This window comes from Tabrizicola sp. T46 (assembly GCF_057219895.1).
Genome location: NZ_JBXVVV010000003.1, coordinates 15,684 through 38,251 on the forward strand (window position 1 = coordinate 15,684; position 22,568 = coordinate 38,251).

Annotated in this window: 19 protein-coding genes; 4 read left to right on the plus strand and 15 right to left on the minus strand. The window is 66.5% G+C overall.

What is annotated here, in order from left to right; translation table 11 throughout:
- Nucleotides 1-84 precede the first annotated feature (84 nt).
- From AC2D9V_RS12960 to AC2D9V_RS12970, 3 genes are all read right to left on the minus strand, one after another.
- A complete protein-coding gene (locus AC2D9V_RS12960; RefSeq protein WP_484714512.1) occupies nucleotides 85-2,043 on the minus strand; it encodes an ABC transporter permease in 1,959 nt (652 codons plus the stop codon).
- Entirely contained in the window at nucleotides 2,040-3,059 is a 1,020-nt protein-coding gene (locus tag AC2D9V_RS12965; protein ID WP_484714513.1) for a quaternary amine ABC transporter ATP-binding protein, read from the minus strand. The genes AC2D9V_RS12960 and AC2D9V_RS12965 overlap by 4 nt, the downstream gene beginning before the upstream one ends.
- A gap of 80 nt (nucleotides 3,060-3,139) precedes the next feature.
- Complete coding sequence (locus AC2D9V_RS12970) at nucleotides 3,140-4,078, minus strand: ABC transporter substrate-binding protein (protein ID WP_484714514.1); 939 nt, start codon at nucleotides 4,076-4,078, stop codon at nucleotides 3,140-3,142.
- 355 nt (nucleotides 4,079-4,433) lie between these two features.
- Here AC2D9V_RS12970 and AC2D9V_RS12975 point away from each other — a divergent pair, with 355 nt between their 5' ends.
- The 3 genes from AC2D9V_RS12975 to AC2D9V_RS12985 all read left to right on the plus strand — a co-directional run bounded on the left by AC2D9V_RS12975 (nucleotide 4,434) and on the right by AC2D9V_RS12985 (nucleotide 7,967).
- On the plus strand, nucleotides 4,434-5,453 hold the full coding sequence (locus AC2D9V_RS12975; protein WP_484714515.1) for a patatin-like phospholipase family protein: 1,020 nt from the start codon (nucleotides 4,434-4,436) through the stop codon (nucleotides 5,451-5,453).
- A gap of 6 nt (nucleotides 5,454-5,459) precedes the next feature.
- Complete coding sequence (locus AC2D9V_RS12980; protein WP_484714516.1) at nucleotides 5,460-6,209, plus strand: alpha/beta fold hydrolase; 750 nt, start codon at nucleotides 5,460-5,462, stop codon at nucleotides 6,207-6,209.
- 105 nt (nucleotides 6,210-6,314) lie between these two features.
- Nucleotides 6,315-7,967 carry an alpha/beta hydrolase gene (locus AC2D9V_RS12985; RefSeq protein ID WP_484714517.1) on the plus strand — a complete coding sequence of 551 codons (1,653 nt, stop codon included), beginning with the start codon at nucleotides 6,315-6,317 and terminating at the stop codon, nucleotides 7,965-7,967.
- An 83-nt stretch (nucleotides 7,968-8,050) separates the two neighbouring features.
- Here the strand turns inward: AC2D9V_RS12985 and AC2D9V_RS12990 are convergent, their stop codons facing one another.
- The 5 genes from AC2D9V_RS12990 to AC2D9V_RS13010 all read right to left on the minus strand — a co-directional run bounded on the left by AC2D9V_RS12990 (nucleotide 8,051) and on the right by AC2D9V_RS13010 (nucleotide 13,319).
- On the minus strand, nucleotides 8,051-9,277 hold the full coding sequence (locus AC2D9V_RS12990) for a flavin-containing monooxygenase (protein WP_484714518.1): 1,227 nt from the start codon (nucleotides 9,275-9,277) through the stop codon (nucleotides 8,051-8,053).
- 102 nt (nucleotides 9,278-9,379) lie between these two features.
- Nucleotides 9,380-10,051, minus strand: a complete 672-nt coding sequence (locus AC2D9V_RS12995; protein WP_484714519.1) for a DUF1028 domain-containing protein — start codon at nucleotides 10,049-10,051, stop codon at nucleotides 9,380-9,382.
- Nucleotides 10,048-10,470: a RidA family protein gene (locus AC2D9V_RS13000; RefSeq protein ID WP_484714520.1), complete on the minus strand. Its 423-nt coding sequence runs from the start codon at nucleotides 10,468-10,470 to the stop codon at nucleotides 10,048-10,050. Before AC2D9V_RS13000 ends, AC2D9V_RS12995 begins: the two co-directional genes overlap by 4 nt.
- A gap of 14 nt (nucleotides 10,471-10,484) precedes the next feature.
- Nucleotides 10,485-12,563, minus strand: coding sequence for an oxidoreductase (locus AC2D9V_RS13005; protein WP_484714521.1), 2,079 nt, complete (start codon nucleotides 12,561-12,563; stop codon nucleotides 10,485-10,487).
- Nucleotides 12,564-13,319, minus strand: a complete 756-nt coding sequence (locus tag AC2D9V_RS13010; protein ID WP_484714522.1) for a nitrilase-related carbon-nitrogen hydrolase — start codon at nucleotides 13,317-13,319, stop codon at nucleotides 12,564-12,566.
- Nucleotides 13,320-13,454: 135 nt separating this feature from the next.
- Here AC2D9V_RS13010 and AC2D9V_RS13015 point away from each other — a divergent pair, with 135 nt between their 5' ends.
- Nucleotides 13,455-14,246: a helix-turn-helix transcriptional regulator gene (locus AC2D9V_RS13015; protein WP_484714523.1), complete on the plus strand. Its 792-nt coding sequence runs from the start codon at nucleotides 13,455-13,457 to the stop codon at nucleotides 14,244-14,246.
- Here AC2D9V_RS13015 and phoU read toward each other — a convergent pair.
- The 7 genes from phoU to AC2D9V_RS13050 form a co-directional block, all read right to left on the minus strand.
- The gene (phoU, locus tag AC2D9V_RS13020) at nucleotides 14,237-14,947 is read right to left on the minus strand and encodes a phosphate signaling complex protein PhoU (protein ID WP_484714524.1); all 711 of its coding nucleotides are present in this window, start codon (nucleotides 14,945-14,947) and stop codon (nucleotides 14,237-14,239) included. The genes AC2D9V_RS13015 and phoU overlap by 10 nt on opposite strands.
- An 11-nt stretch (nucleotides 14,948-14,958) precedes the next feature.
- Nucleotides 14,959-15,756, minus strand: a complete 798-nt coding sequence (gene pstB, locus AC2D9V_RS13025) for a phosphate ABC transporter ATP-binding protein PstB (RefSeq protein WP_484714525.1) — start codon at nucleotides 15,754-15,756, stop codon at nucleotides 14,959-14,961.
- 12 nt (nucleotides 15,757-15,768) lie between these two features.
- A complete protein-coding gene (gene pstA, locus AC2D9V_RS13030) occupies nucleotides 15,769-17,136 on the minus strand; it encodes a phosphate ABC transporter permease PstA (RefSeq protein WP_484714526.1) in 1,368 nt (455 codons plus the stop codon).
- A complete protein-coding gene (gene pstC, locus AC2D9V_RS13035; protein ID WP_484714527.1) occupies nucleotides 17,133-18,593 on the minus strand; it encodes a phosphate ABC transporter permease subunit PstC in 1,461 nt (486 codons plus the stop codon). Before pstC ends, pstA begins: the two co-directional genes overlap by 4 nt.
- Before the next feature lie 69 nt (nucleotides 18,594-18,662).
- Nucleotides 18,663-19,700, minus strand: a complete 1,038-nt coding sequence (locus AC2D9V_RS13040; RefSeq protein ID WP_484714528.1) for a PstS family phosphate ABC transporter substrate-binding protein — start codon at nucleotides 19,698-19,700, stop codon at nucleotides 18,663-18,665.
- Nucleotides 19,701-19,881: 181 nt separating this feature from the next.
- On the minus strand, nucleotides 19,882-21,402 hold the full coding sequence (gene adh, locus AC2D9V_RS13045; protein ID WP_484714529.1) for an aldehyde dehydrogenase: 1,521 nt from the start codon (nucleotides 21,400-21,402) through the stop codon (nucleotides 19,882-19,884).
- 126 nt (nucleotides 21,403-21,528) lie between these two features.
- Complete coding sequence (locus AC2D9V_RS13050) at nucleotides 21,529-22,491, minus strand: GAF domain-containing protein (RefSeq protein ID WP_484714530.1); 963 nt, start codon at nucleotides 22,489-22,491, stop codon at nucleotides 21,529-21,531.
- Nucleotides 22,492-22,568: the final 77 nt, after the last annotated feature.

Below are 22,568 nucleotides of genomic sequence, written 5' to 3' on the forward strand. Positions count from 1 at the left end.
GGTCCCGTTCCGCGAATGGCCTAGTGGATGCACCGGGCTGGCGTCAACAGAAGCCATGGCTTTGCGGTCCGGCGGGGCAGCCGGCTACAGGCCCTCAAGGCGGGCGCGTGACGTCCTCGCGGCGGCTCCGATCAGGCGGTCGGCGATGATGGCGATGGCGGCGACGGCAAAACCCGCGACGAGGCCGCGGCCGACATCAGCGGTGGCAAGGGCGGCATAGACCTCTTGCCCAAGGTCGCGGGTGCCGACGAGGGCGGTGATGACCAGCATCGACAGCGCCAGAAGGATCGTCTGGTTCAGGCCCAAAAGGATCATCGGCACCGCCAGCGGCAGGCGGATCTTGCGCAGGATCTGGCCCTTGGTGCAGCCGCAGACGACCCCGGCCTCGACCAGTTCCGACGGGACCGACCGGATGCCGTGGGCGGTGTATTTCACCGCCGGGACCAGCGCAAAAAGGATGACCGCTATCATCGCGCTGAAGTCGCCCACGCGGAACAGCATCACCACGGGGATGAGATAAACGAAGGAGGGCAGCGTCTGCAGCGTGTCGACGACGGTGCCGATGATCTTGCCCGCCGTGGCGTTCGAGGCGGCGAGGATCCCGAGCGGCAGGCCGATCAGCATCGCGAAGACGACTGAAAGGCCGCAGAGGTAGATGGTGATCATCGCCTGCTCCCACAGCCCCGTCGCGGCGATGAAAAGTCCCAGCGCCAGCACAAGGACCGCCAGCCGCATCCCGCCCAGCCGCCAGCCGGCCAGCGCCAGCACGCCGATAAGGAAAGGCCAGGGCAGGGCCAGGAAGAACCGCTTCACCGGCAGTAGGAGGGCTTCCAGGAACCAGACGCGGACCGCCTCGAGCTGGTCGAAATAGTTGACGTTGATGTATTCGATCAGGTCCGACCAGAAGGGCTTGGTGGTCAGCTGCCAGGCTTTCGGCCAGTCCTGCAGCGCCGGGATCAGGTAGCCAAGCGCCCCGGTCACCAGTGCGACGACAAGGGCCAGCGTGGTGCGCGGATGCCGCTTCCACCAGTTGCCGGTGCGGACCTCCACCGTCGCCACCCGTTCCGACATCGCCTGGCTCAGCCGGTCCAGCACGATGGCCAGCGCGGTGATCGCAAGCCCCGCCTCGATCCCGCCGCCGATGTTCAGCCGGCGCAAGCTTTCCAGCACATCCGCGCCAAGCCCCCCCGCGCCGATCATCGAGGCGATGATCACCATGTTCAGGCTCAGCATGATGACCTGGTTGACGCCCACCATCAGGTCAGGCAGCGCCACGGGAAGCATCACCTTCCGCATCCGCTGCAAGGGCGTGCAGCCCGCCATGTTGGCGAAGTCCACGATCTCGGACGGGACGGCGCGCAGCGCGACGATGGTCACCCGCACCATCGGTGGCATCGCATAGATGATCGTCGCCAAGAGCGCTGCCACCGGGCCGAATCCGAAAAGCACCAGGATCGGCACCAGGAAGGCAAAGGTCGGGATCGTCTGCATCAGGTCGAGGATCGGCGAGATCGCCCGCTCCACCCAGGGCCAGCGCCAGGCGGCGATGCCTTGCGCCACCCCCCCGAGCACGCCCAGCGGCACCGCGATGGCGATCGATGCCAGCGTGATCATCGCGCTGTCCCATTGCCCGAAGACCGCAAGGTAGACCATCAGCGCCCCGGCCAGAAGCCCAAGCCAGATATTCTTCGCATAATGCCCCAGCGCCACTGCCGCTGCCGTGACCGCAATCCACGACAGTGGCGGGATTATCGTCGTCGCGCGGCGGCCCTTGCCTTCGGTGATGCCGTCGACCAGCAGAACCTTCACCGCCTCATAGGGCAGCTCGATCAGCCAGGCGAACCCCCGGGTCAGGTCCTTGACCGTGACCGGGCCGATTGCAGCAGTTTCGGTCAGCCATTTCATCGCCGCCGTCAGCGCGGCCGCGAAGGGCAGGTGCATCGTCTCGGGCGGCCAGACCACGGACGCGGGCAGTGTCGCCAGCCCCGCCAGCGCCAAGGCGACCAGCCCAAGGGCCAGCCAGATGCCGCGCCAGAGCGTCATGTCCCTTTCCCGATCAGGACCGAGATCACCGCCGCCGGGGTGACATGGCCAATCACCTGACCGTCCCGTTCGACCGCGAAGGGCGCGTTTGCGGTGACGACCCGTTCGGCCACCTCCTCGATCCTCGCACCCGCAGGGAGGGTCCCGGCCACGCCGTCTGGCTGGCCCGGCGCGGCGATCCGGCCAAGGGTCACCACCTTGGCGCGGGCCACATGGGCGGTGAAGGCGGCGACATAGTCGTTGGCGGGGGCAAGGACCAGTTCCTCGGGCGTCGCGATCTGCACGACCGCCCCGTCCTTCATGATGGCAATCCGGTCGGCGAGGCGGATCGCCTCGTCGAAGTCATGGGTGATGAAGATGATCGTCTTCTTCAGCTGGCGCTGGATACGCAGGAATTCCTCCTGCATCTCTCGCCGGATCAGGGGATCGAGCGCCGAGAAGGGCTCGTCGAGAAACCACAGGTCCGGCTCGACGGCAAGGCTGCGGGCGATCCCGACCCTCTGCTGCTGCCCGCCCGAAAGCTGGCGGGGATAGTTCTGCTCGCGCCCCTTCAGGCCGACCAGCTGGACCACCTCACGCGCCCGGGCCTCGCGGGTCGCCTGGTCGATCCCCTGCACCTCCAGCGGGAAGGCCACGTTCTGAAGAACAGTCAGGTGCGGCAGAAGGGCGAAGTGCTGGAACACCATGCCCATCCGATGCCGCCGGATCTCGATCATCCGGGCGGGCGAGGCCTTCAGCAGGTCCTCGCCATCGTAAAGGATCTCGCCCCCGGTGGGTTCGACCAGCCGCGACAGGCAGCGCACCAAAGTGCTCTTGCCCGAACCCGACAACCCCATGATGACGAAGATCTCGCCTTCACCGACCTCAAGGCTCGCGTCGCGCACCGCGCCCACATGGCCCGACTGGCGGATCTCGTCCAGCGAAGGCGGTGTGCCTTGGGTCAGTAGCCGTTCAGGGTGGGGGCCGTAGATTTTCCAGACATGCCGGCAGGCAAGCTTGACGGGGCGTTCGTTCATTCATTCTGTCCGCGGGCTGGGGTCCGGCATCCGGTTGCGACGGCGGCGGGACAGCGCTGGGCCGTCCCGCCGGGTCAGGGTCACTCGATCCAGGCGGCCCAACGCTCTTCGTTCGCGGTCATCCATTCATCGACCACATCCTCGATCGACATCCCGTCGACGTCGACCTTGCCGACCATGGCCCCCATTTCCTCGTTGGTCAGGGTGAAGGCCTTGATCGCCTTCGCGGCACCGGGCCACTTGCCTTCAAGCCCCGCCCAACCGGCCTTGAAGATGCCGCCCGTCGGCTTGCCGCAGTCATAGGCAAGGTCCGGGTTCACGCCGACGGAGGGGTCGGTGTAGCACTCGGGCGTATAGGGCGGGAATTCGACCCATTCCCCCTCGAACTTGATCGGGGCCCAGTGCGGCGCGTAAATCCACAGCAGGATCGGGTCCTGGCGCTGATAGGCCGATTCCAGTTCGGCGAACATGGCGGCGTCGGTGCCGGCGTGGATCACCTCGTAGTTCAGCCCCAGAGCTGCAACCCGTTCCTCGTCAAACCCGCCCCAGGTGACCGGCCCGCCAAGATAGCGGCCTTTCGGTGCGGTCTCGGGCGTTGCAAACAGCTCGGCACAGTCGTTCAGCGCCTGCCAGTCGGGAAGGCCGGGGCACTTCTCCTTCATGTAGATCGGATACCACCACTCTTCCTTGGCCTGCATTCCGATCTCGCCGAAGCTGACGGTGTTGCCGGTGGCCAGCGAGGCGTTCATCGCATCGGCCGCCGTGGTGGCCCAAAGCTCCATCGCCACATGCAGGTCGCCGGATTCGAGGCCCGGGAACTGCGCAAGATAGTCGGCCTGGACCAGTTCGACGTTGTAGCCGGCTTCTTCCAGCACCGCGGCCATCAGGTTGGTGGTGATAAGCTGCCCGGTCCAGTCATGCAGGGTCAGCTTGATCGGGTCGGTGCTTTCCACCTCGGAAAGCGCCGCACCGGCGCTGAAAACCATGGCCGCCAAGGCCAGGGGGTAAGCTCGCATCATGTCGTCATCCATCTGTTGGTTGATTATGCCGTCCGTTCACCGGACGTGCCGTCTGTGTTTCCACCTTCGCCGAAGTCCGCGCTCTGTCAAAGCTTTTGTCGCAGCGGAGTGACAGTCTGCTCGATTTTGCGTCTGACAGCGGCGCCTTGCGCGTTCTCATGGCAGACCGACCCCAGGCGAGGCCGAAACTGCACGCCCCCGTGCATCAGGTCGTCTTTCCGTCACGAAATCTTCTGATGCCGCGCTAAACTTGTGGTCGCTGGCGCGCTGGACCGCTAGGTGTTCGGCGAGGCACCGGTGCGGCAACAGAGACCCTGCACAGGCTGCAAGCCAGGGCAGAAAGAGAGGCGAAGAGATGAAGCGCAAGCCCGTTCCGATCGATCTTGGCCTTCAGGGCGGTGGCGCGCATGGCGCCTTTACCTGGGGGGTCATCGACCGTCTCCTGGACGAACCCTGGATCGAGTTCACCGGCGTGTCAGGCACCTCGGCCGGTGCGATGAACGCGGCGGTGCTGGTCGACGGGTATACCGAGGGCGGACCTGCCGGGGCCAAGGCCGCGCTGGAACGGTACTGGCGCGCCGTGGCCGATGCCGGGCGCCTCAGCCCCATGCAGCGCGGACCGGTCGAGCGGATGACGAACCTCTGGACGTTGGACTACTCCCCCGCCTTCAACGCGCTGGAGATGGCCGCGCGGATGCTGTCGCCCTATGACACCAACCCCTGGGGCGCGAACCCCCTGCGGTCGATCCTGGCCGACTGCATCGACTTTGACCGGATCGCGCGGGCCGAGATCAAGCTTTTCGTCAACGCGACCAACGTCCGCACCGGGCGCGGCAAGCTTTTCCGCAATGCCGACGTGACACCCGAGGTGCTGCTGGCCTCGGCCTGTCTGCCGTCGATGTTCCAGGCGGTCGAGATCGACGGCGAGTTCTACTGGGACGGCGGCTTTTCCGGGAACCCCTCGATCGTGCCCCTCGTGCGGGAGTGTTCGTCGCGCGACACGATCATCGTGCAGATCAACCCGATCATGCGCCCCGATCCGCCCCGCACCGCACGTGAAATCCAGGACCGCCTGAACGAGATCGCCTTCAACTCGGTCCTGATCAAGGAACTCCGCGCCGCCGCGATGATGCGCCGCGTCGCCGATCCCGGCACCGGCGAGGGGCGGGCGCTGGCCGAGATGCGGCTCCACCGCATCGCCTCGGACATCATGCTCGACCTCGGTTATTCCTCGAAACTCCTTGCGGAATGGGGTTTCTTCACCATGCTGCGCGACGAAGGCCGCAAGGCCGCCGACGCCTTCCTTGCTGCGCATGGCGATGATCTCGGCGTGCGCCAGACGCTGGACATCGACACCTACCTTGACGGGATCTGACAGGACATGACCGGCCACCATCTCCCACGCCTGGCTGCAACCCTTCTCGCCCTTGGCCTCCTTCTGCCGCGTCCCGCCGCCGCCTCCGACTGCGCCATCCTGATCCACGGCCTTGGCCGGGGCGATACCTCGTTTCTGCTGATGGAGCAGGTCCTCGGGTCGCAGGGCTACCGGGTGGTGAACCTCGATTACCCCTCGCGTGAGCTGACGGTGGCCAACCTGCTTTCCTTCGTCGGCGATGCGGTCGCAGCCTGCGGCGAGGATCGCATCAACTTCATCACCCATTCGATGGGGGGCATCCTCGTCCGGGGCTGGCTGGCAAAGAACCGCCCGGAGAACCTTGGTCGCGTGGTGATGCTCGCGCCTCCGAACAAGGGGTCAGAGATCGTCGACGTCTTCGGCGACTACGCTTTGTACGAAAAGGTCATGGGCCCCGCCGCGCGTGAGCTTGGGACCGGCGACAAGGGCATCATGAGCCAGTTCGGCCCGGTCGACTTCGACCTTGGCGTCATCGCGGGCAATGTCACCACGAACCCCTTCTTCTCCAGCCTGATCGAGGGGCCGGATGACGGCAAGGTCTCGGTCGAAAGCACCAAGGTCGAGGGGATGGCCGACCATATCGTCCTGCCGGCCACGCATACCTTCCTGATGAACAACCCGCTTGTCATCGCGCAGGTCCTGTCGTTCCTGAACACCGGCGCTTTCGAACATGACCTTACCTTACGCGAACTCGCCCGCCGCATCACCGTCCGCTGACGCCCGCCCCGCGCTGAAAGTCTTGACGCGAGGCACGCCTTCGGACTTCGCTTCACTGCAAGGCGCAGACGCGATCTGCACGATTAGGGGGAGCCGAGCCTGACCATGACGACAGCCACGCCTGCCGGACTGCTGCGCCGGTCGCTTCCCGTACCGCACCCCGCCGCGATGATCGTGGCCACGATCTTCTTCGCCGCCTCGCTTGCCCCGAGCCTCGTCCCAAGGGGCGCGCTGATCCAGGGCGCGCTCAGCGGCTTCAGCGTGGCGGCGGGCTATGGCATCGGGCTGGGGCTGGCCGCACTCTGGCGCTTCTTCGAACTGCCGGTCCTCCGGCACCGCCTTGTCGCGCCCGTGGTCTCGGTTCTCTGCGTCGCCCTTGCGGTCCTGGCGCTTTACCGGGCCGGTGAATTGCAGGATGGCCTCCGCGCCCTGATGGGGCTGCCCCCGGTCGAGACGGTGCACCCCTACACGGTCGTGGCCCTGACGGCAGTGGTCTTTCTTCTGGTCCTCTGGATCGCACGCGGCGTCAGGCTGACCTCCCGCAGCTTCAGCCGCTGGATCGGCCGTTTCCTCCCCGGGCCGCAGGCTGCGACGATCGGCATCCTCCTGACGGCCTTCCTCGCCTGGAACCTCGCGAACGGCGTGATCGTGCGCGGCGCGTTGACCTTCCTTGACTCAACCTACGCCCGGCTTGATGCCACGTTCGAGGAGACTACCCCGCAGCCGACCGACCCTCTGAAGACCGGGGCTCCCGGGTCGCTCCTGACCTGGGAAGGCCTTGGCCGCGAGGGGCGCGAGATGGTGGCCCGCGGCCCCGACCGCGCGCTGATCGCCGAGATGACCGGGGGGCCGGCGATGGAACCCCTTCGCGTCTATGTCGGCCTGAACTCGGCCGACGACCCCGCGGCGCGCGCAGCCCTGGCCTTGGCCGAACTTCAGCGCATCGGGGCCTTCGACCGGGCCAACCTCGTCATCAACACGCCGACCGGCACGGGATGGATCGATCCTGAAAGCCAGACCGCCCTGGAATATGTGCTGCGCGGCGATGTGGCGACGGTCTCGGTCCAGTATTCCTACCTGGCCAGCTGGATCGCCCTCCTGGTCGACCCCGAATACGGCGTTGAAACCGCACGTGAGGTCTTTGCCGCCGTCTATGGCCACTGGCGCAGCCTTCCGCGCGAAAGCCGCCCGAAGCTCTACCTCCACGGCCTCAGCCTCGGCTCCTTCAACTCGGATTACAGCCACGACCTCTTCCAGGTCGTCTCCGATCCCTTCGACGGGGCCTTCTGGGCCGGTCCGCCCTTTGCCAGCCGCACCTGGAACCAGGTGACCCACGCCCGGAACGAAGGCTCGCCCGTCTGGCTGCCCCAGTACCGCGACGGCAGCGCCATCCGCTTTACCAGCCAGACCAACAACCTTTCGAACGCGACCGCGCCCTGGGGCAGCTTCCGCATCATCTACCTGCAATATGCCAGCGATGCGGTCACCTTCTTCGACCCGAACTCGCTCTGGCGGCGGCCGGAGTGGCTGTCTGGCCCCCGCGGCCCCGATGTCTCGCCCGATTTCACCTGGCTGCCGGTGGTCACCTTCCTGCAATTGACGATCGACATCATGACGGCGGTCATCCCGCCCTTCGGCCATGGCCACAACTACCGCTTCGACCACTATCTCGACGGCTGGGTCGCCCTGACCGACGCCCCGGGCTGGACGCCCGAAGGGATCGAGGCGCTGAAGGCCAAGGTGCTGGCGGACAGGTAGACCAGGGCAGACAGCACGAGTTTTCCGCGAAACTCAGGGCCGAGGCGAATTTTCGCAGAAAATTCGTGGGCGACGGCGGTGCGTCACCTGCGCCCGGTCTCCGTCGCAATCAGCCCCGCCAACCGCTCGGCATCGCGCCAGGCGCCCCAGATGAAGGCCGACCCCCGGCACGAAAGCCACGGCAGGCCGACGAAGTATAGGCCCGGGACTTCGGTCACCACGCCGTCCTGATGACGGGGCCGCCCGTCCGGCTGGAAGACGTCCATGTCGATCCAGCCGAAGTCGAGGCGAAAGCCGGTGGCCCAGACCACCGAGGTGATCCCTTCGCGGTCAAGGTCCAGGGTCAGGACCGGATCGGTCACCGACCGGGGCAGGGGTTGCAGGACATGCGCCTCCGGCTCCTCCGGCAGGTCAAGCCCGTTCGCTCCGGCATATGCGTCCGCCTCCTGAAGGACCGACAGATAGTTCCGGTCGCCCGCCTCGATGTTCGCGCGCAGGTCCGGGGCGATGGTGAGGAGGCCATTGCGATAGTCTCCGGCCCGCCCCAGAAGCGTGACGCCCAGCCCGGCAAGCCGGCGGAAGTCCATCGTATGCCCGCCATAGGCGCCCGAGACGGCAATGGTCACATGCTCCGTCCCCGGCGTGGGCGCCTTCATGTCCCATTTGCCAAGCTTGCCCAGCCACCAGACGAAGTCATGGCCCCGGTAGCGGCGGGGCGGGCGGTCGTGCGGCCCGACCGACAGGAAGACCCGCCGCCCCGCGCGGACCAGTTCCTCGGCGATCTGCGCGCCAGATGAACCCGCCCCCACGACCAGCACCCCACCTGCGGGCAGGGCGCCGGGGTTGCGGTAGCTGTTCGAATGCAGCTGCGTGATCCCGGGATCGGTGATGACCGTCGGGATTACCGGTTTCTGGAACGGCCCCGTGGCAACGACGACATTCCGCGCCTCGATCACGCCTTGCGACGTGGTGGCGCGAAAATGGTCTCCCGTGCGTTCCAGACGGGTGACGTCGACGCCGGTGCGGACTGGAAGGTTTCGGTCGCTGGCGAACCGGACGAAGTAGTCGGCGACGGCCTCCTTCCCGGCGAAAGCCTCGGGGTCGATGCCCTCAAACTCGGCCTCCGGGAAGCGGTCATGCCAGGCCGGGCCGTTCGCCACCAGACTGTCCCAGCGCCAGGACCGCCAGCGCTCGGCGATACGGGCGCGTTCAAGAACGAGGTGCGGGATGCCTTGTTTCTGCAGATGGGCCGAGGTCGCAATCCCCGCCTGCCCGCCGCCGATGACCAGGGTATGGACGGTTTCCGTCATGCTGCGACCCTCTCGGCAGAAGTTAAGAAACCCTGAACGTCCACGCGCAACCTGATGTAATCATGAGAGTTTCGCATTTTGACCACTGTGGTCAGCCACGCCTCACTCATCCCCGGGCACCCCATAGGACGGGGCTTTCGTCGGGTCCTCGGCGCGCTGGACATAGGCCCCCATCTGGGGGGCATAGACCTCCCAGGCCGCCCGGAGCATGCCCACCGGGTCCTCCGCCCAGTCGATCCGCAGGTCGACGAGGGGCCAGTCCAGCCGGTCCGCGACCTTCAGCCCCGCCGAATGAACCGGCCCCGCCTCGCCCCCCGCCGCAAGGCCCGCTTCCAGCGCCCGCATCAGGCGCTCCCCCAGGTGCCCCGTCGCGCCCTCGAACCCCGCGACCATCGCCGCCGGAATGCCGGGGTTGGCCAGCAGGTTCCCCCCCGCAGCGCAGTCCTCGCCCCGCGCCTCACCCCAGAGGCCCAGCACCTCGCTGCCCGAATGGATCGCCGTCCCACCCTGCCGGTCGACGACCAGAAGCTGCCGGTAGCCGATATGGGCCCGCCCCTCGGTGACGGCTGCCAGAGCCGCCGCTGCGCCCATCCCGGCCTCAAGCCGTTCGAGGACAAGGGGGCCAAGTGCGGGGTCAGTCACGTTCTGGCTCGCCACAGCCCCGACCCCCGCCTGGACATGCGAACACCGCGCCGCCACGGCGGGCGAGGAGGACGAGATCACCATCCCGAACTGCCCGGTCCGGGCGCAGCGGGCGACGAGCGAGAAGGTCATGCCACGTCATCCGGGATGACGGCGGTCCCGTCGATCTCGACCAGCCAGGACGGGCGGGCGAGGGCGGTGACGACCACCCCGGTCGAAACCGGATGCACGCCTTTGATATACTCGCCCATCGTCCGGTAGACCGCTTCACGATGGCGGACGTCGGTCAGGTAGACGACGACCTTGCAGAGGTGGCTCATGTTGCCCCCGACCTCCTCGAGAAGCTGGCGGATGTTCTGCATGACCTTGTGGGTCTGTTCGACCGGATCATGGCTGCCGATGTCCTTCGCGGTGTCCAGGTCCTGCGGGCACTGGCCGCGCAGGAAGACGATCCGTCCCCGCGCGACGACGGCCTGGGCGAGGTCGTTGTCCAGCTTCTGTTCGGGGTAGGTGTCGCGGGTGTTGAACTTGCGGTGGCGGAAGTGGGTCATGGGGCGTCCTACGGTCAGGGAAGCAGAGAGAGGCCAGGCTCAAGGGCTGCGATCTCGCGGCGGAAGGGCAGCGTATCGCCCCGGTCTGGCATGTCGAGCCCCTCGGCCCAATTCCGCCCCGCATAGGTGGCCCAGGCGATGGGGCCGGGCGCGGCGGCATCGCCGATGAGCTGCAGCGACCTGATCCCGGCACCCTGCCAGTCGAGCGCCTTCGCAGCGTGGAAAAGCTGGTCGTTCGGGGTGCGGGAGGTGATGTAGACCAGCGCCTCGGCCGCCAGGTCGGTCTGCCGCCCGGTCCAGGTGCATCCGAGGGTGATCCCCGCCGCGCCCACCACTTCCGGGGCCTTGCTGAGGTGGATGTCGACGCCGATCTCCAGCAACCGCCGCATGATCGTGCCCTGTTCCAGCGTGTTGTCAGTCCATTCTGCGACCTTCACCGCAGGGGTGATGAAGTGGACGCGATTGCCCCTGGCGACCAGAAGCTCGGCCAGGACCGAGCCCATGTAGAAATGGTCGTCGTCGTAGAGGGCGACGGTCTGGCTTTCGGGGCAGCTGCCGGTCATGAGGTCATCCGGGGTGTAGATTGGCATGGCCGGATCGGTCGGGATCGGGTGCAGGTGGAGCCGTGCCACCGCGTCGCGCCGCCAGCTTGCCCCGGTTGCCACGGCGACATGGTCGGCCCCCATGGTGAGGATATCCTCGGGTGACAGGCGGCTGTCACGGTAGATCTCGACATTCGGCCGGGGGGCAAGCTGCCCTGTCCGGTAGTCGGCGACGCGGCCCCAGGCGGAAAGGCCGGGGAGGGTGCGCTCTTTGCTGACACGGCCGCCGAGGGTGCCGGTCGCCTCGGCCAGGGTGACCCTGTAGCCGCGTTTCGCGGCCTGAAGGGCGGCTTCCAGCCCCGTAGGCCCGGCCCCGACGATGAGGACGCTTTCCGAGGCACCCTTCGGGCGGGCGCGGTCGGGGTGCCAGCCTTTGCGCCATTCCTCCATGAAGGCGGTGTTCTGCGTGCAGCGGCTGATGCCTTGGGTCATGTCGCCCGAGACGCAGATGTTGCAGCCGATGCATTCGCGGATGTCTTCGTAGCGGCCTTCCTGAACCTTGAGCGGCAGGAAGGGGTCGGCGATGGAGGGGCGGGCGGCGCCGATGAAGTCAAGGAGTCCGACCTTGATCTGCCGGACCATCGCGTCTGGCGAGGTGAATCGCCCCACCCCGACAACGGGTTTCGGGGTCAGGTCCCTGATGCCCCGGACAAGGTCCTCCTGCGCGGCTTCCTCCTTGAAACGGGAGGTGCCGGAGCAGTTCTCCCAGGTGCCGTGGGCAAGGTCCCAGAGGTCGGGCAGGTCGGCATGCATGGCGATGAAGTCGCGGAGTTCCGCATTGGAAAAGCCGTAGGCCCCGGCCTCATGGAGGCTCATCCGCAGGGTGACGGCCAGCTCTCCCTTCGTGGTTTCGCGTGCATCTTCAACGATCTCGCGCAGGAACCTCGACCGGTTTCTCAGGTCGCCACCGTATTCGTCGCTGCGCTGGTTGGTGGCGCGGGAAAGGAAGTGCTGGAGGATCCCGAAACCATGCGCGCCGTAGAGGCATATGAGGTCGAAGCCCGCCTGCTGGCTGCGGCGGAAGGCGTTCCGGAACCAGCGGCGGAGGTTCGCGATGTCCTCCTTGTCCATCGTGCGGGCCTGGACCGGATCGGAGGTGAAGGTCAGGATCGGGCCGCCGGTGACGGCCAGTGGCACCTCGCGGCTGTAGAGGTTCGGGCCATTGATCCCGGAATAGGCAAGCTGGATGCCCGCCAGCGCGCCGTGCGACTTCATCGCCTCGGCCATGCGGGCGAGGGCGGGGATGTCGCGGTCGTCCCAGAGGTGCTGCTCGATGAACGGGGTGATCTCGGAGGTCGGGTGGATTTCCGTCTGTTCGGTGAAGATCACGCCCCAGCCGCCTTCGGCCTTGGTCCGCCGCATCTCGACCACTGCGGAGGGGTCGCGGTAACCGCCGCCGTTGCAATGCGGGACCTGGTAGAAGCGGTTCTTCGCCGTCTTCGGGCCGATCTGCATCGGCGTGAAGAGGATGTCGTGGCGGGGGTCGCGCATCTAGAGTGTCCGCAGGTCGGCGGATTGGGTAGAGAGCCGGCCAGGATCGCGCGGGGGGATGTCGGCGATCAGAAGGGCCGGCATGTCGCCGGACTGAGCGAGGATCTCGCCATGCGGACCGGCGATCAGCGAAAGGCCGACGTAAGTCAGGTCCTCCTCGGCCCCGCAGTAGTTGGCATAGGCGATGGTCACGCCATGGTTCGCCGCCATCGCCGGTACGATGTGGCGCGCGACATGGGTGAATGGCTGCATGTTGGCGGTCGGGACGAGAAGAGTTGTGACCCCACGGTCGGCCAGTGTCTTCACGTGAGGTGCGAATTCCGCGTCGTAACATATCAGGATCGCTACAGTTTCCCCGGAAAGCGGGAAGATCGCCCAGGTGTCCCCGGGACGGTAGATCGCGGCTTCGCGGGGGCCGTAAAGCTGCACCTTGCGGTAGTTCGCAAGAAGCGCGCCGTCCGGGCCGAAGCAGGCGGCAGCGTTGTAGACGATGTCGCCCGCGCGTTCGGCATATCCAAGGACAAGCGCGGTGCCCGTGGCCTTGGCCAGACCGGCAAGGTGGCGCAGTGGCGGGCTGTCGAGGGTCAGCGCCCGGGCGTGAATGTCGGGCTGGTTGTAGCCGGGAAGCCAGACCTCGGGCAGGACAAGGGCCGCAGCACCCACGGCCGCAGACGCGTTCAGGGCGGCTTCGGCCTCGGCCAGGGCGCGGTCAAGGTCACCGGCGGGAGAGTTGCCTTGCCAGAGGGCCAGTCTCATGTGGTGCAGTCGGGGAAGCCCCGCTCCTTTCATCTTGCGATCACAGCTGCCGGGGTGATACCCCCCCTCGGAAGCAGTTGCAGGGTAATCCGGCGAGTTTCGGGGGTATATACCCCGAATGAGGTAGGAGGGCATATGCAGCCCATGGCAAAGGGTGCCGAGGCCGCGCTGGCCGATGCGATCGGTCAGGTAGGAGCCGAAGGGTTCGAGCCCGCGCTCTGGGCCTTCCTGCGGGCGCTGGTGAACCCTGACAACCTGATCGTCCTGGCCTATCGCGACGCCGGGCCGCCCGTTGCGCTTTACCGGTGGTTCGAGGATCCACGGGTCTTTGCCGGATTGGACCAGGCCTACCTTGCCGGGGCCTACCGGCTGGACCCGTTCTTCGAGATGCACCGCAACCGGGCGGGCGAAGGGGCTTATCGGCTGCGCGATGTGGCCCCCGATGCCTTCCACCGCAGCCGGTACTTCATGGAGTACTATGAACAGACGACCCTCATCGACGAGATCGCCTTCGTGGTCTGGCCTGCGTCCGGCGTGTCGCTGAACCTGTCCCTGGGGCGGGATGCGAGCTCGGGCCGTCCATTCGCCGGGGCTGAGGTCGAGACCTGCCGGCGAATGGCACCCGTGGTCGCGGCGCTGGCGCGGCAGCATTGGCGCGACATTGGCGAAGGCGCGGGACCGGTCGAGGATACGCCCGCGCTTCTGGCGGCACAGGCGCAGGCGCGGCTGGGGATTGCGCTGACGCCCCGGCAGGCCGAGGTGGCGCTTCTGATCCTGCGCGGGCATTCCAGCGTGTCGATCGGCCTGCGGCTGGGACTTTCGGCGCAGACGGTCAAGGTCTTCCGCAAGCAGCTTTACCGTCGCTGCGCGATCTCGTCCCAGGCGGAGCTTTTCGCGCTGATGCTGCCCTTGCTCAATCAGGCCTGAAGGCCAGGAGTTTCCCCCTTGGGCCGGGGGTCGTTCGGGACTGCGCCGGTGGCAAGGTAAAGCGCCTGTTCGGCGATGGCCGTGGCGTGGTCGCCGCAGCGTTCCACGTTCTTTGCGATGAAGTGGAGGTGCATCGAGGGGCTGATGTTGGCCGGACTTTCCATCATGTAGGTGAAAAGCGACCGGAAGAGCGTGTTGTAGATCTGGTCGATCTCGAGGTCGCGCTTGCGGACGGCCTCGGCCAGTGCGGCATCGCGGCGGACGAGGGCCTGCAGCGCCTCGTCCAGCATCCGGGCGACGAGGCTGGCCATGCGGCGGATCGTGCCGGCGTGGCCGTCGATCGGGGCGCTGGCGGGTCCGAGGACACGCGTGCGTTTGGCGACGTTCTTGGCATAGTCGCCAACGCGCTCCAGGCTGTGGGCGACGCGCATGACCGCAAGGACAAGGCGCAGGTCGACGGCAGTGGGCGCGCGGCGGGCGATCAGGGTGGCGGCTTCGGTCTGGATGAATTCTTCCAAGTCGTCGATCGCCTTGTCGCCGGTGATGACCTTTTCGGCGGCCGGGATGTCCTGGGCCTCAAGCGCATTGACGGCCTGAAGAAGGGCGGTTTCCACAAGTCCGGACAGACGGGTGAGGTGGGCCTGCAGCGCCTCGAGGTCACGGTCGAAGGACGAGACGATGTGCTGGTCGGACGTCGTCATCTCGTCTCTCCTCAGCCGATGCGGCCGGTGATGTAGGCCTCGGTGCGCGAGTCCTTGGGGTTGGTGAAGATCTGCGTGGTGTCGCCGTATTCGACGAGGTTTCCGAGGTGGAAGAACGCCGTCTTCTGGCTGACGCGGGCCGCCTGCTGCATGGAGTGGGTGACGATCACCACGCTGAACTGGCTGCGCAGCTCGTCGATCAGCTCCTCGACCTGGGCCGTGGCGATCGGGTCAAGCGCCGAGCAGGGTTCGTCCATCAGAAGGACCTCCGGCCCGGTGGCGATCGCCCGCGCGATGCAGAGCCGCTGCTGCTGGCCGCCCGAAAGCCCGGTGCCCGAGGCATCGAGCCGGTCCTTCACCTCGTTCCAGAGCGCGGCCTTGCGCAGGCTGTCCTCGACGATGGCGTCAAGCTCGGCCTTGTTGCGCGTCAGGCCGTGGATGCGCGGCCCGTAGGCCACGTTGTCGTAAATGCTTTTCGGGAAAGGGTTCGGCTTCTGGAACACCATGCCCACCTTGGCACGAAGCTGCACCGGGTCGACCCGCTTGTCGTAGATGTCCTCGCCTTCCAGAAGGATCTTCCCCTCGACCCTTGCCGAGGCGACGGTGTCGTTCATCCGGTTGAGACAACGCAGGAAGGTGGACTTGCCGCAGCCCGACGGCCCGATGAACGCCGTGACCGCGCGGTCCAGAATTTCGACCGAGACATCCTTCAGCGCGTGGTTCGTGCCGTAGTAGACCTGAACCCCGGTGGCCGAGATCTTCGAGGCGGCGGTCGCAGTGGACAGGTCGGTGCGGGTCATGTCGTTCATCGGGGGCATATCCTACCAGCGGCGTTCGAAGCGGCGGCGGAGAAGAATCGCGGCCACGTTCATGATGACGAGGAACACCAGAAGCACGATGATCGCGCCGTTCGAGCGTTCGATGAAGGCCGGGTCGGCGCGGCTGGCCCAGGAGTAGACCTGCACCGGCAGGGCGGTCGCAGGTTCGAAGATACCGGCGATCGGCGGGCTGGGGTGGTTGTCGACGAAGGCGACCATGCCGATCAGGAGAAGCGGTGCCGTTTCCCCCAGGGCAGAAGCGAGACCGAGGATCGTGCCGGTGAGGATGCCGGGCATCGCCAGCGGAAGAACGTGATGGAAAACGGTCTGCATCTTGGACGCCCCGATTCCGAGAGCCGCATCGCGGATCGATGGCGGCACCGCGCGGATCGAGGCGCGCGTGGCGATGATGATCGTCGGCAGCGTCATCAGGCTGAGGACCAGCGCACCGACGAGTGAGGAAGACTGCGGGAACTGGGCGAAGTTGATGAAGACGGCGAGGCCGAGAATACCGAACACGATGGAGGGCACCGCGGCAAGGTTCGAGATATTGACCTCGATCGCGTCGGTCCAGCGGTTCTTCGGCGCGAATTCCTCAAGATAGATCGAGGCTGCCACGCCGACCGGCACGCACATGATCAGGACAAGGACCATCATATAGGCCGAGCCGAGCAGCGCCACCCCAAGCCCTGACGCTTCCGGACGTTGGTCGGAGGCATCCGAGCGCCACAGGAAACCCCAGTTCCAGTCGGTGTCGAGAACCCCGGCAGCGCTGAGCTTTTCGGCGAGGCGCAGCTGGTTCGGGGTCACGTTGCCGTCGCGCTCGGCGGTTTCAAGCGTCACGCGTCCCTTCAGGAAGCCGTCGATCCTGCCGCCGGCCAGAACCGTGGCGGTGATGGTGGTGTCGACAAGCGACGGATCGGCCAGCACCCGCGCGCGGAGCTGGCCCGGCGCGCTTTTCGAAATCAGGTCGGTAATCTCTTTTTCGGTGATCCCCTCCTGAGTGATACCGAGGCGGTCGAGTTCCGCCAGGAGGCCCTCGTTCAGCACCCGGGCATAGCCGACGGTCGTGACCTTGGTCATCTCGTCCCGGTTCCGGTTGCCCTGGGGATCAAGCACCTCGGCCGAGAGCGTGACCGGGAACGTCAGCTGGGCCTGGGTGAAGGCCGACGTCCCGTCCCGGATGATGGTGAAGAGCATGATCGCCAGCATCAGGAGTGAGACGGTGATCGCCGCGATGCCGTAGAACTTGAAGCGGGCCTCGGCCGCGTTGCGCCGGCGCATTGCGGCCGACGGAGCCAGAAGCGACACTCCGCGGGTCTTTCCGCGTGCGGGCGGCGCGACGGCGGGCGTTGCAGATGCGTCGGTCATTCGTACTGTTCCCGGTATTTGCGGACGATCCAGAGCGCGAAGATGTTCAACGACAGCGTTATGACGAAGAGCGTGCTGGCCAGGGCAAAGGCGACAAGCGTTTCAGGGGCGGCAAAGTCGGTGTCGCCCGTCAACTGCCCCACGATCTTGACGGTCATCGTCGTCATCGCATCGAAGGGGTTCAGGCTGAGCTTTGCGGCAGCACCGGCCCCCATAACCACGATCATGGTTTCGCCGATGGCTCGAGAGGCGGCCATCAGGATCGCGCCGACGATGCCGGGAAGGGCGGCCGGCAGGATCACCTGGCGGACGGTTTCCGACTTCGTCGCGCCAAGGCCGTAGCTGCCGTCCCGCATCGATTGCGGCACCGCATTGATGATGTCGTCCGAGAGCGACGAGATGAAGGGAATGTTCAGGATGCCGATGACGATGCCCGCCGTCATCACCGAAGAGCCGGAGTTCCCCAGCCCCGTCGGTTCCGCGAACCAGTCGCGCAGGAAGGGGCCAACGGTCACGAGGGCGAAGATGCCGAAGACCACCGTGGGGATGCCGGCAATTACCTCGATCAGCGGCTTGACCCAGCTGCGCACCCGTTTCGAGGCGTATTCCGCCAGGTAGATCGCGGCGAAAAGCCCGATCGGGACGGAAACCAGCATCGAGATCAGGGTGATGTAGAGGGTGCCCCAGATCAGCGGGATGATGCCGAGTTCCGACCCGCCACGGAAGTTCGGCGACCAGGTCAGGCTGAAGAAGAAATCCTGGAAGGGATATTTCGAGAAGAAGTCGAAGGTTTCAGAGACCAGAGACCAGATGATTCCGATCGTGGTCAGGACAGCGATCGAGGACGCGAGCACCAGCAGGCCCAGGATCACCTTTTCGACCACGATCCGGGCGCGGAAGTCCTTTTCGCTGCGACGGACTGACCAGAAGACGCCGGTGACCGCCGTCACCAGGACGAGGATCGTCCTGAGTGCCGCGCCCCAGGCCGCGTCAGAACGGTAGGCTTGTGCCGCGTCCAGGGTTTCCTGGCTGACGTCGCCGGCAAGGGCGACGCGTACGCTGGCCATCTTGTCGCGCAGGGTGGCAGCCTCGAGCGCGGGATCGTCCGCCTCGGCCGAGGTGAGCGCGCCGGCGGCGACAAGCGAATCAAGACCGCCAGCGACCCGACGGATATCGGCCAGGGCAAGCTTCCGCGCGCTTGGGTCGGAGACGACGGTGCCGGGCAGGTTCGCCGCGACCCGGTTCTCGATGACCATCGGCTGCACGATCAGCCAGAGGATCAGGACGGCCAGCGCCGGCAGGCCGACGCAGATCGCACCATACCAGCCGTAGTATCCGGGAAGGGAGTGCAGAAGTCTGGGGTTGCCGCCCGCCGTCGCCATGGCCCGTTGCCGTGCAAGGAAGAAGGCTGCGCCGGCCAGGACGGCGATCACGGCAAGAAGCATCAAGACGGACATGGGAGGCCCCGCGACTGCAGAGAGAGTGCGAGGCGCGACCCGGTGGGGCCGCGCCTCGGTCTTTTCGACTTATTCCAGCGGACCCATCGGTGTACCGGCGGCAACGGCAGCCTGCGTCGCGGCCAGTTCCGGGTCGGAGACGAGGCCGTAGGCAGCCAGCGGGCCGTTGGGGCCGGCCATGTCATCGCTGACGAAGAAGTCGATGTATTCCTGCAGGCCCGGGATCACGCCGATATGCGCCTTCTTGACGTAGAAGTAGAGCGGGCGCGAGATCGGGTACTCGCCCGAAGCGATGGTCTCGGCCGAGGGCACAACGCCGTTCACGGTCGCGACGCGCAGCTTGTTGGTGTTGTTCTGGTAGAACGACAGGCCGAACACGCCGACCGCTTTCTTGTCGGCTTCCAGGCGCGCCAGCGTCTCGGTGTAGTCGCCGTCGATGTCGACGTTCTTGCCGTCGGTCCGCAGCTTCATGCAGGCTTCCTCGGCGGCATCTTCGTCAAGGCCGGCGGCCATGTGCGCGGCCATGGCACCGGTGTCCTCGCAGCCCTTCACGATCACGCGGGTGTCGTAGACTTCGCGGGTGCCGTGCTTGGTGCCGGGCGAGAAGACGAGGATGTCCTGGGCGGGCAGGGCGGGGTTCACGTTGGCCCACTGGGTGTGCGGGTTCGGAACCAGCGCGCCGTCGACCAGCACGGTCTCGGCCAGCGCGTTGAACACGTCAGCCGGGGTCAGCGCGAATTCCGGGCCGTCCACGGCCGAGGCGAAGACGATGCCGTCATAGCCGAAGCGAACTTCCATGATCTCGGTCACGCCGTTCTGGGCGCAGAGGTCGATGTCCGACTGCGAGATGCGGCTGGAGGAGTTGGCGATGTCGACGGTGTTCTCGCCCACGCCTTCGCACATCTTTTTGCGGCCGGCACCCGAGCCGCCGCCTTCCACGACCGGGGTCGGGAAGTCGAAGTTCTCGCCGAAGGCTTCGGCGACGATGGTGGCATAGGGCAGGACGGTCGACGAGCCGGTGACCTGGATCTGGTCGCGGGCCATTGCGGGCAGCGCCGAGGCCGCCGCGAAGGCAAGCACCGAGGCGGTGATGTGGAAGGATTTCATGGGAGCACTCCTGAGTTCGTGCGAGCAGTGGGTCGGCCGTCTTGGCCTATCGCGGCTCTAGGCCCGTCGCGTGACGGTTAGATATCAGCTTTGTAAAAACTGGATGACAGTCCGGCGTCCTTCCGTAACGGAACGGGGGCAGCCGATGGCTGCCCCCGCAGGTATGTCCTTCAGGTCGGGATCAGAAGAAGCCGAGCTTGTTCGGGTTGTAGCTGACCAGCATATTCTTGGTCTGCTGGTAGTGGTCGAGCATCATCTTGTGCGTCTCGCGCCCGATGCCGGACTGCTTGTAGCCGCCGAAGGCCGCGTGGGCGGGGTAGGCGTGGTAGTTGTTCACCCAGACGCGGCCCGCCTCGATCGCGCGACCGAAGCGGTAGGCGCGGGAGCCGTCGCGGGTCCAGACGCCGGCGCCCAGCCCGTACATCGTGTCATTGGCGATCTGCAGGGCTTCGGCCTCATCCTTGAAGGTGGTGACGCTGACCACGGGGCCGAAGATTTCCTCCTGGAAGACCCGCATCTTGTTGTGGCCCTTCAGGATCGTCGGCTGGATGTAGAAGCCGCCGGCCAGTTCGCCGTTGAACCGTGCCGCATCGCCGCCGACCAGCACCTCGGCCCCTTCTTCGCGGCCGATGGCGAGGTAGGACATGATCTTGTCGTGCTGCTGCTGGCTGGCCTGCGCACCGACCATAGTGTTCAGGTCGCGCGGGTCGCCCTGCCTGATCGCCTTCACCCTGGCGATGCAGCGTTCGATGAACTTCTCGTAGATGTCTTCCTGGATCAGCGCGCGGCTGGGGCAGGTGCAGACCTCGCCCTGGTTGAAGGCGAAAAGGACGAAGCCTTCGACCGCCTTGTCGAGGAAGGCGTCATCCGCCGCCATCACGTCACTGAAGAAGATGTTCGGCGACTTGCCACCCAGTTCCAGCGTGACCGGGATCAGGTTGACCGTCGCGGCCTCCATGATCTTCCGCCCCGTGGCGGTGGACCCGGTGAAGGCGATCTTGGCGATGCGGTTCGACCGCGCGAGCGCGTTCCCCGCCTCGGCCCCAAGGCCGTTGACGATGTTCAGGACACCGGGGGGCAGAAGGTCGGCGATGAGCTCGGCCAGCACCAGGATCGCCGCAGGGGTCTGTTCGGCGGGCTTCATCACGATGCAGTTGCCTGCCGCCAGCGCCGGGGCGAGCTTCCACGCCGCCATCAGGATCGAGAAGTTCCAGGGGATGATCTGGCCGACGACGCCCAGGGGTTCGTGGAAGTGATACGCGACCGTGTCATGGTCGATCTCGCTCATCGTGCCTTCCTGGCTGCGCAGGACGCCGGCGAAATAGCGGAAGTGGTCGATGGACAGGGGAATGTCGGCGTTCACCGTCTCGCGGATCGGCTTGCCGTTGTCCCAGGTCTCGGCTTCCGCCAGGAGGTGCAGGTTCGCCTCCATCACGTCGGCGATCTTCAGCAGGATGTTCGACCGGTGGGCCGCACTGGTCTTGCCCCAGGCGTCCTTCGCGGCATGGGCGGCGTCGAGCGCCAGTTCCACGTCCTCCGGGCCAGAGCGGGCGACTTCACACACCTTTGCCCCGGTGATCGGGGTGATGTTGTCCATGTAGCGGCCCGCGATGGGGGCCACGAACTTGCCGCCGATGAAGTTGTCATAGCGGGTCTTGAAGGGCGAGGCTTGCTTGCCTGCCACCTGGGTCATCTGGTTCATGGGTTACTCCTCCAAAGTGCCGCACTCCTCCAGCGCGGCCTGTGGGGAAGGATGGGGGATCAGCAGGCAGGGATCAGCCCGGGCCGGGCGGGGCAGGAGGCAGAGGTGTCTCAGGACTGAGACAGGTCAGCCCCTTTCGTCGATCCCGAGCCGCTTCATCCGGCGGTAGAGCGTGGCGCGGCCCAGGCCCAGGGCGCGCGCGGCCTCGGAGACGTTGCCCCCGGCACGGGTCAGGGCGCGAATCACCGCCGCACGCTCGGCCCCTTCAAGGCCCGCCGGCCCGCCCTCGCGGCCAAGAAGGTCAACCACGGGACGTGGGCGGATCTGGCCGGTGGGTTCCAGCCCATGACGCCGCCGCGCTTCACGCGTGGCGCCGATGACAACGTCGTCCTGATCGACGGCAAGAAGGGCGGCACTTGAAGGGTCCGCCCCTTCAGCCAGCACGATCCGGGCCTTGGGGAAGGTCTGGCGGAAAAGGTCGGATTCGATCGCCTGCGCCACGCGGGCGACCATGCCTTCGATCAGCCGGTTGAAGCCTTCGGTCTGGTCGGCGCGGGCGGAACTGACATCCAAGGCCGCGATCAGCCCGCCATCGGGGCCGAAGACCGGGGCGTCGATACAGCTCATCCCGATGTTCCGTGCGAGGTAATGCTGGTCGCGGTGAATCGTCAGCGCCCGCTTTTCGGCAAGGCAGGTGCCGATTCCGTTCGTCCCCTGCGCGGCTTCCGACCAGTCCACCCCCGGCTGAAGGCCCCAGAGGTGGAAGGCGTCGGCATCCGCAGCCCCGGCCCGGGCGTCGAGGACAAGGCCCTGCGCGTCCGTTAGCAGGATGCCGCAGCCGCAGTGGCCGATCATCGCGTAAAGGTCGTCCAGCTTGGGCGCGGCGACGGCAAGCACATGCTCCAGCGCCTCGCGCTGGTCACGCAGCCGGTCGGCATCCGGCGTGCGGCGGGTGGCATCGGCGGCGGGGTCCAGCCCGTGCTTTAGCCAGGACCGCTGCCACGAGGCGGCAAGCCTGGACCGGGCCGCCTCTGTCCCCGAAGACAGGGTGCCGATCACGCGCGCCACGTGATCGTCGGACCGGGCCAAGGCTCCTCCCGCTGGTCGGTTGGGGCAGGCTACGCCAGTCCGGCCGGTGTTCCAAGCGAAACCGGGGGCCATGGCAG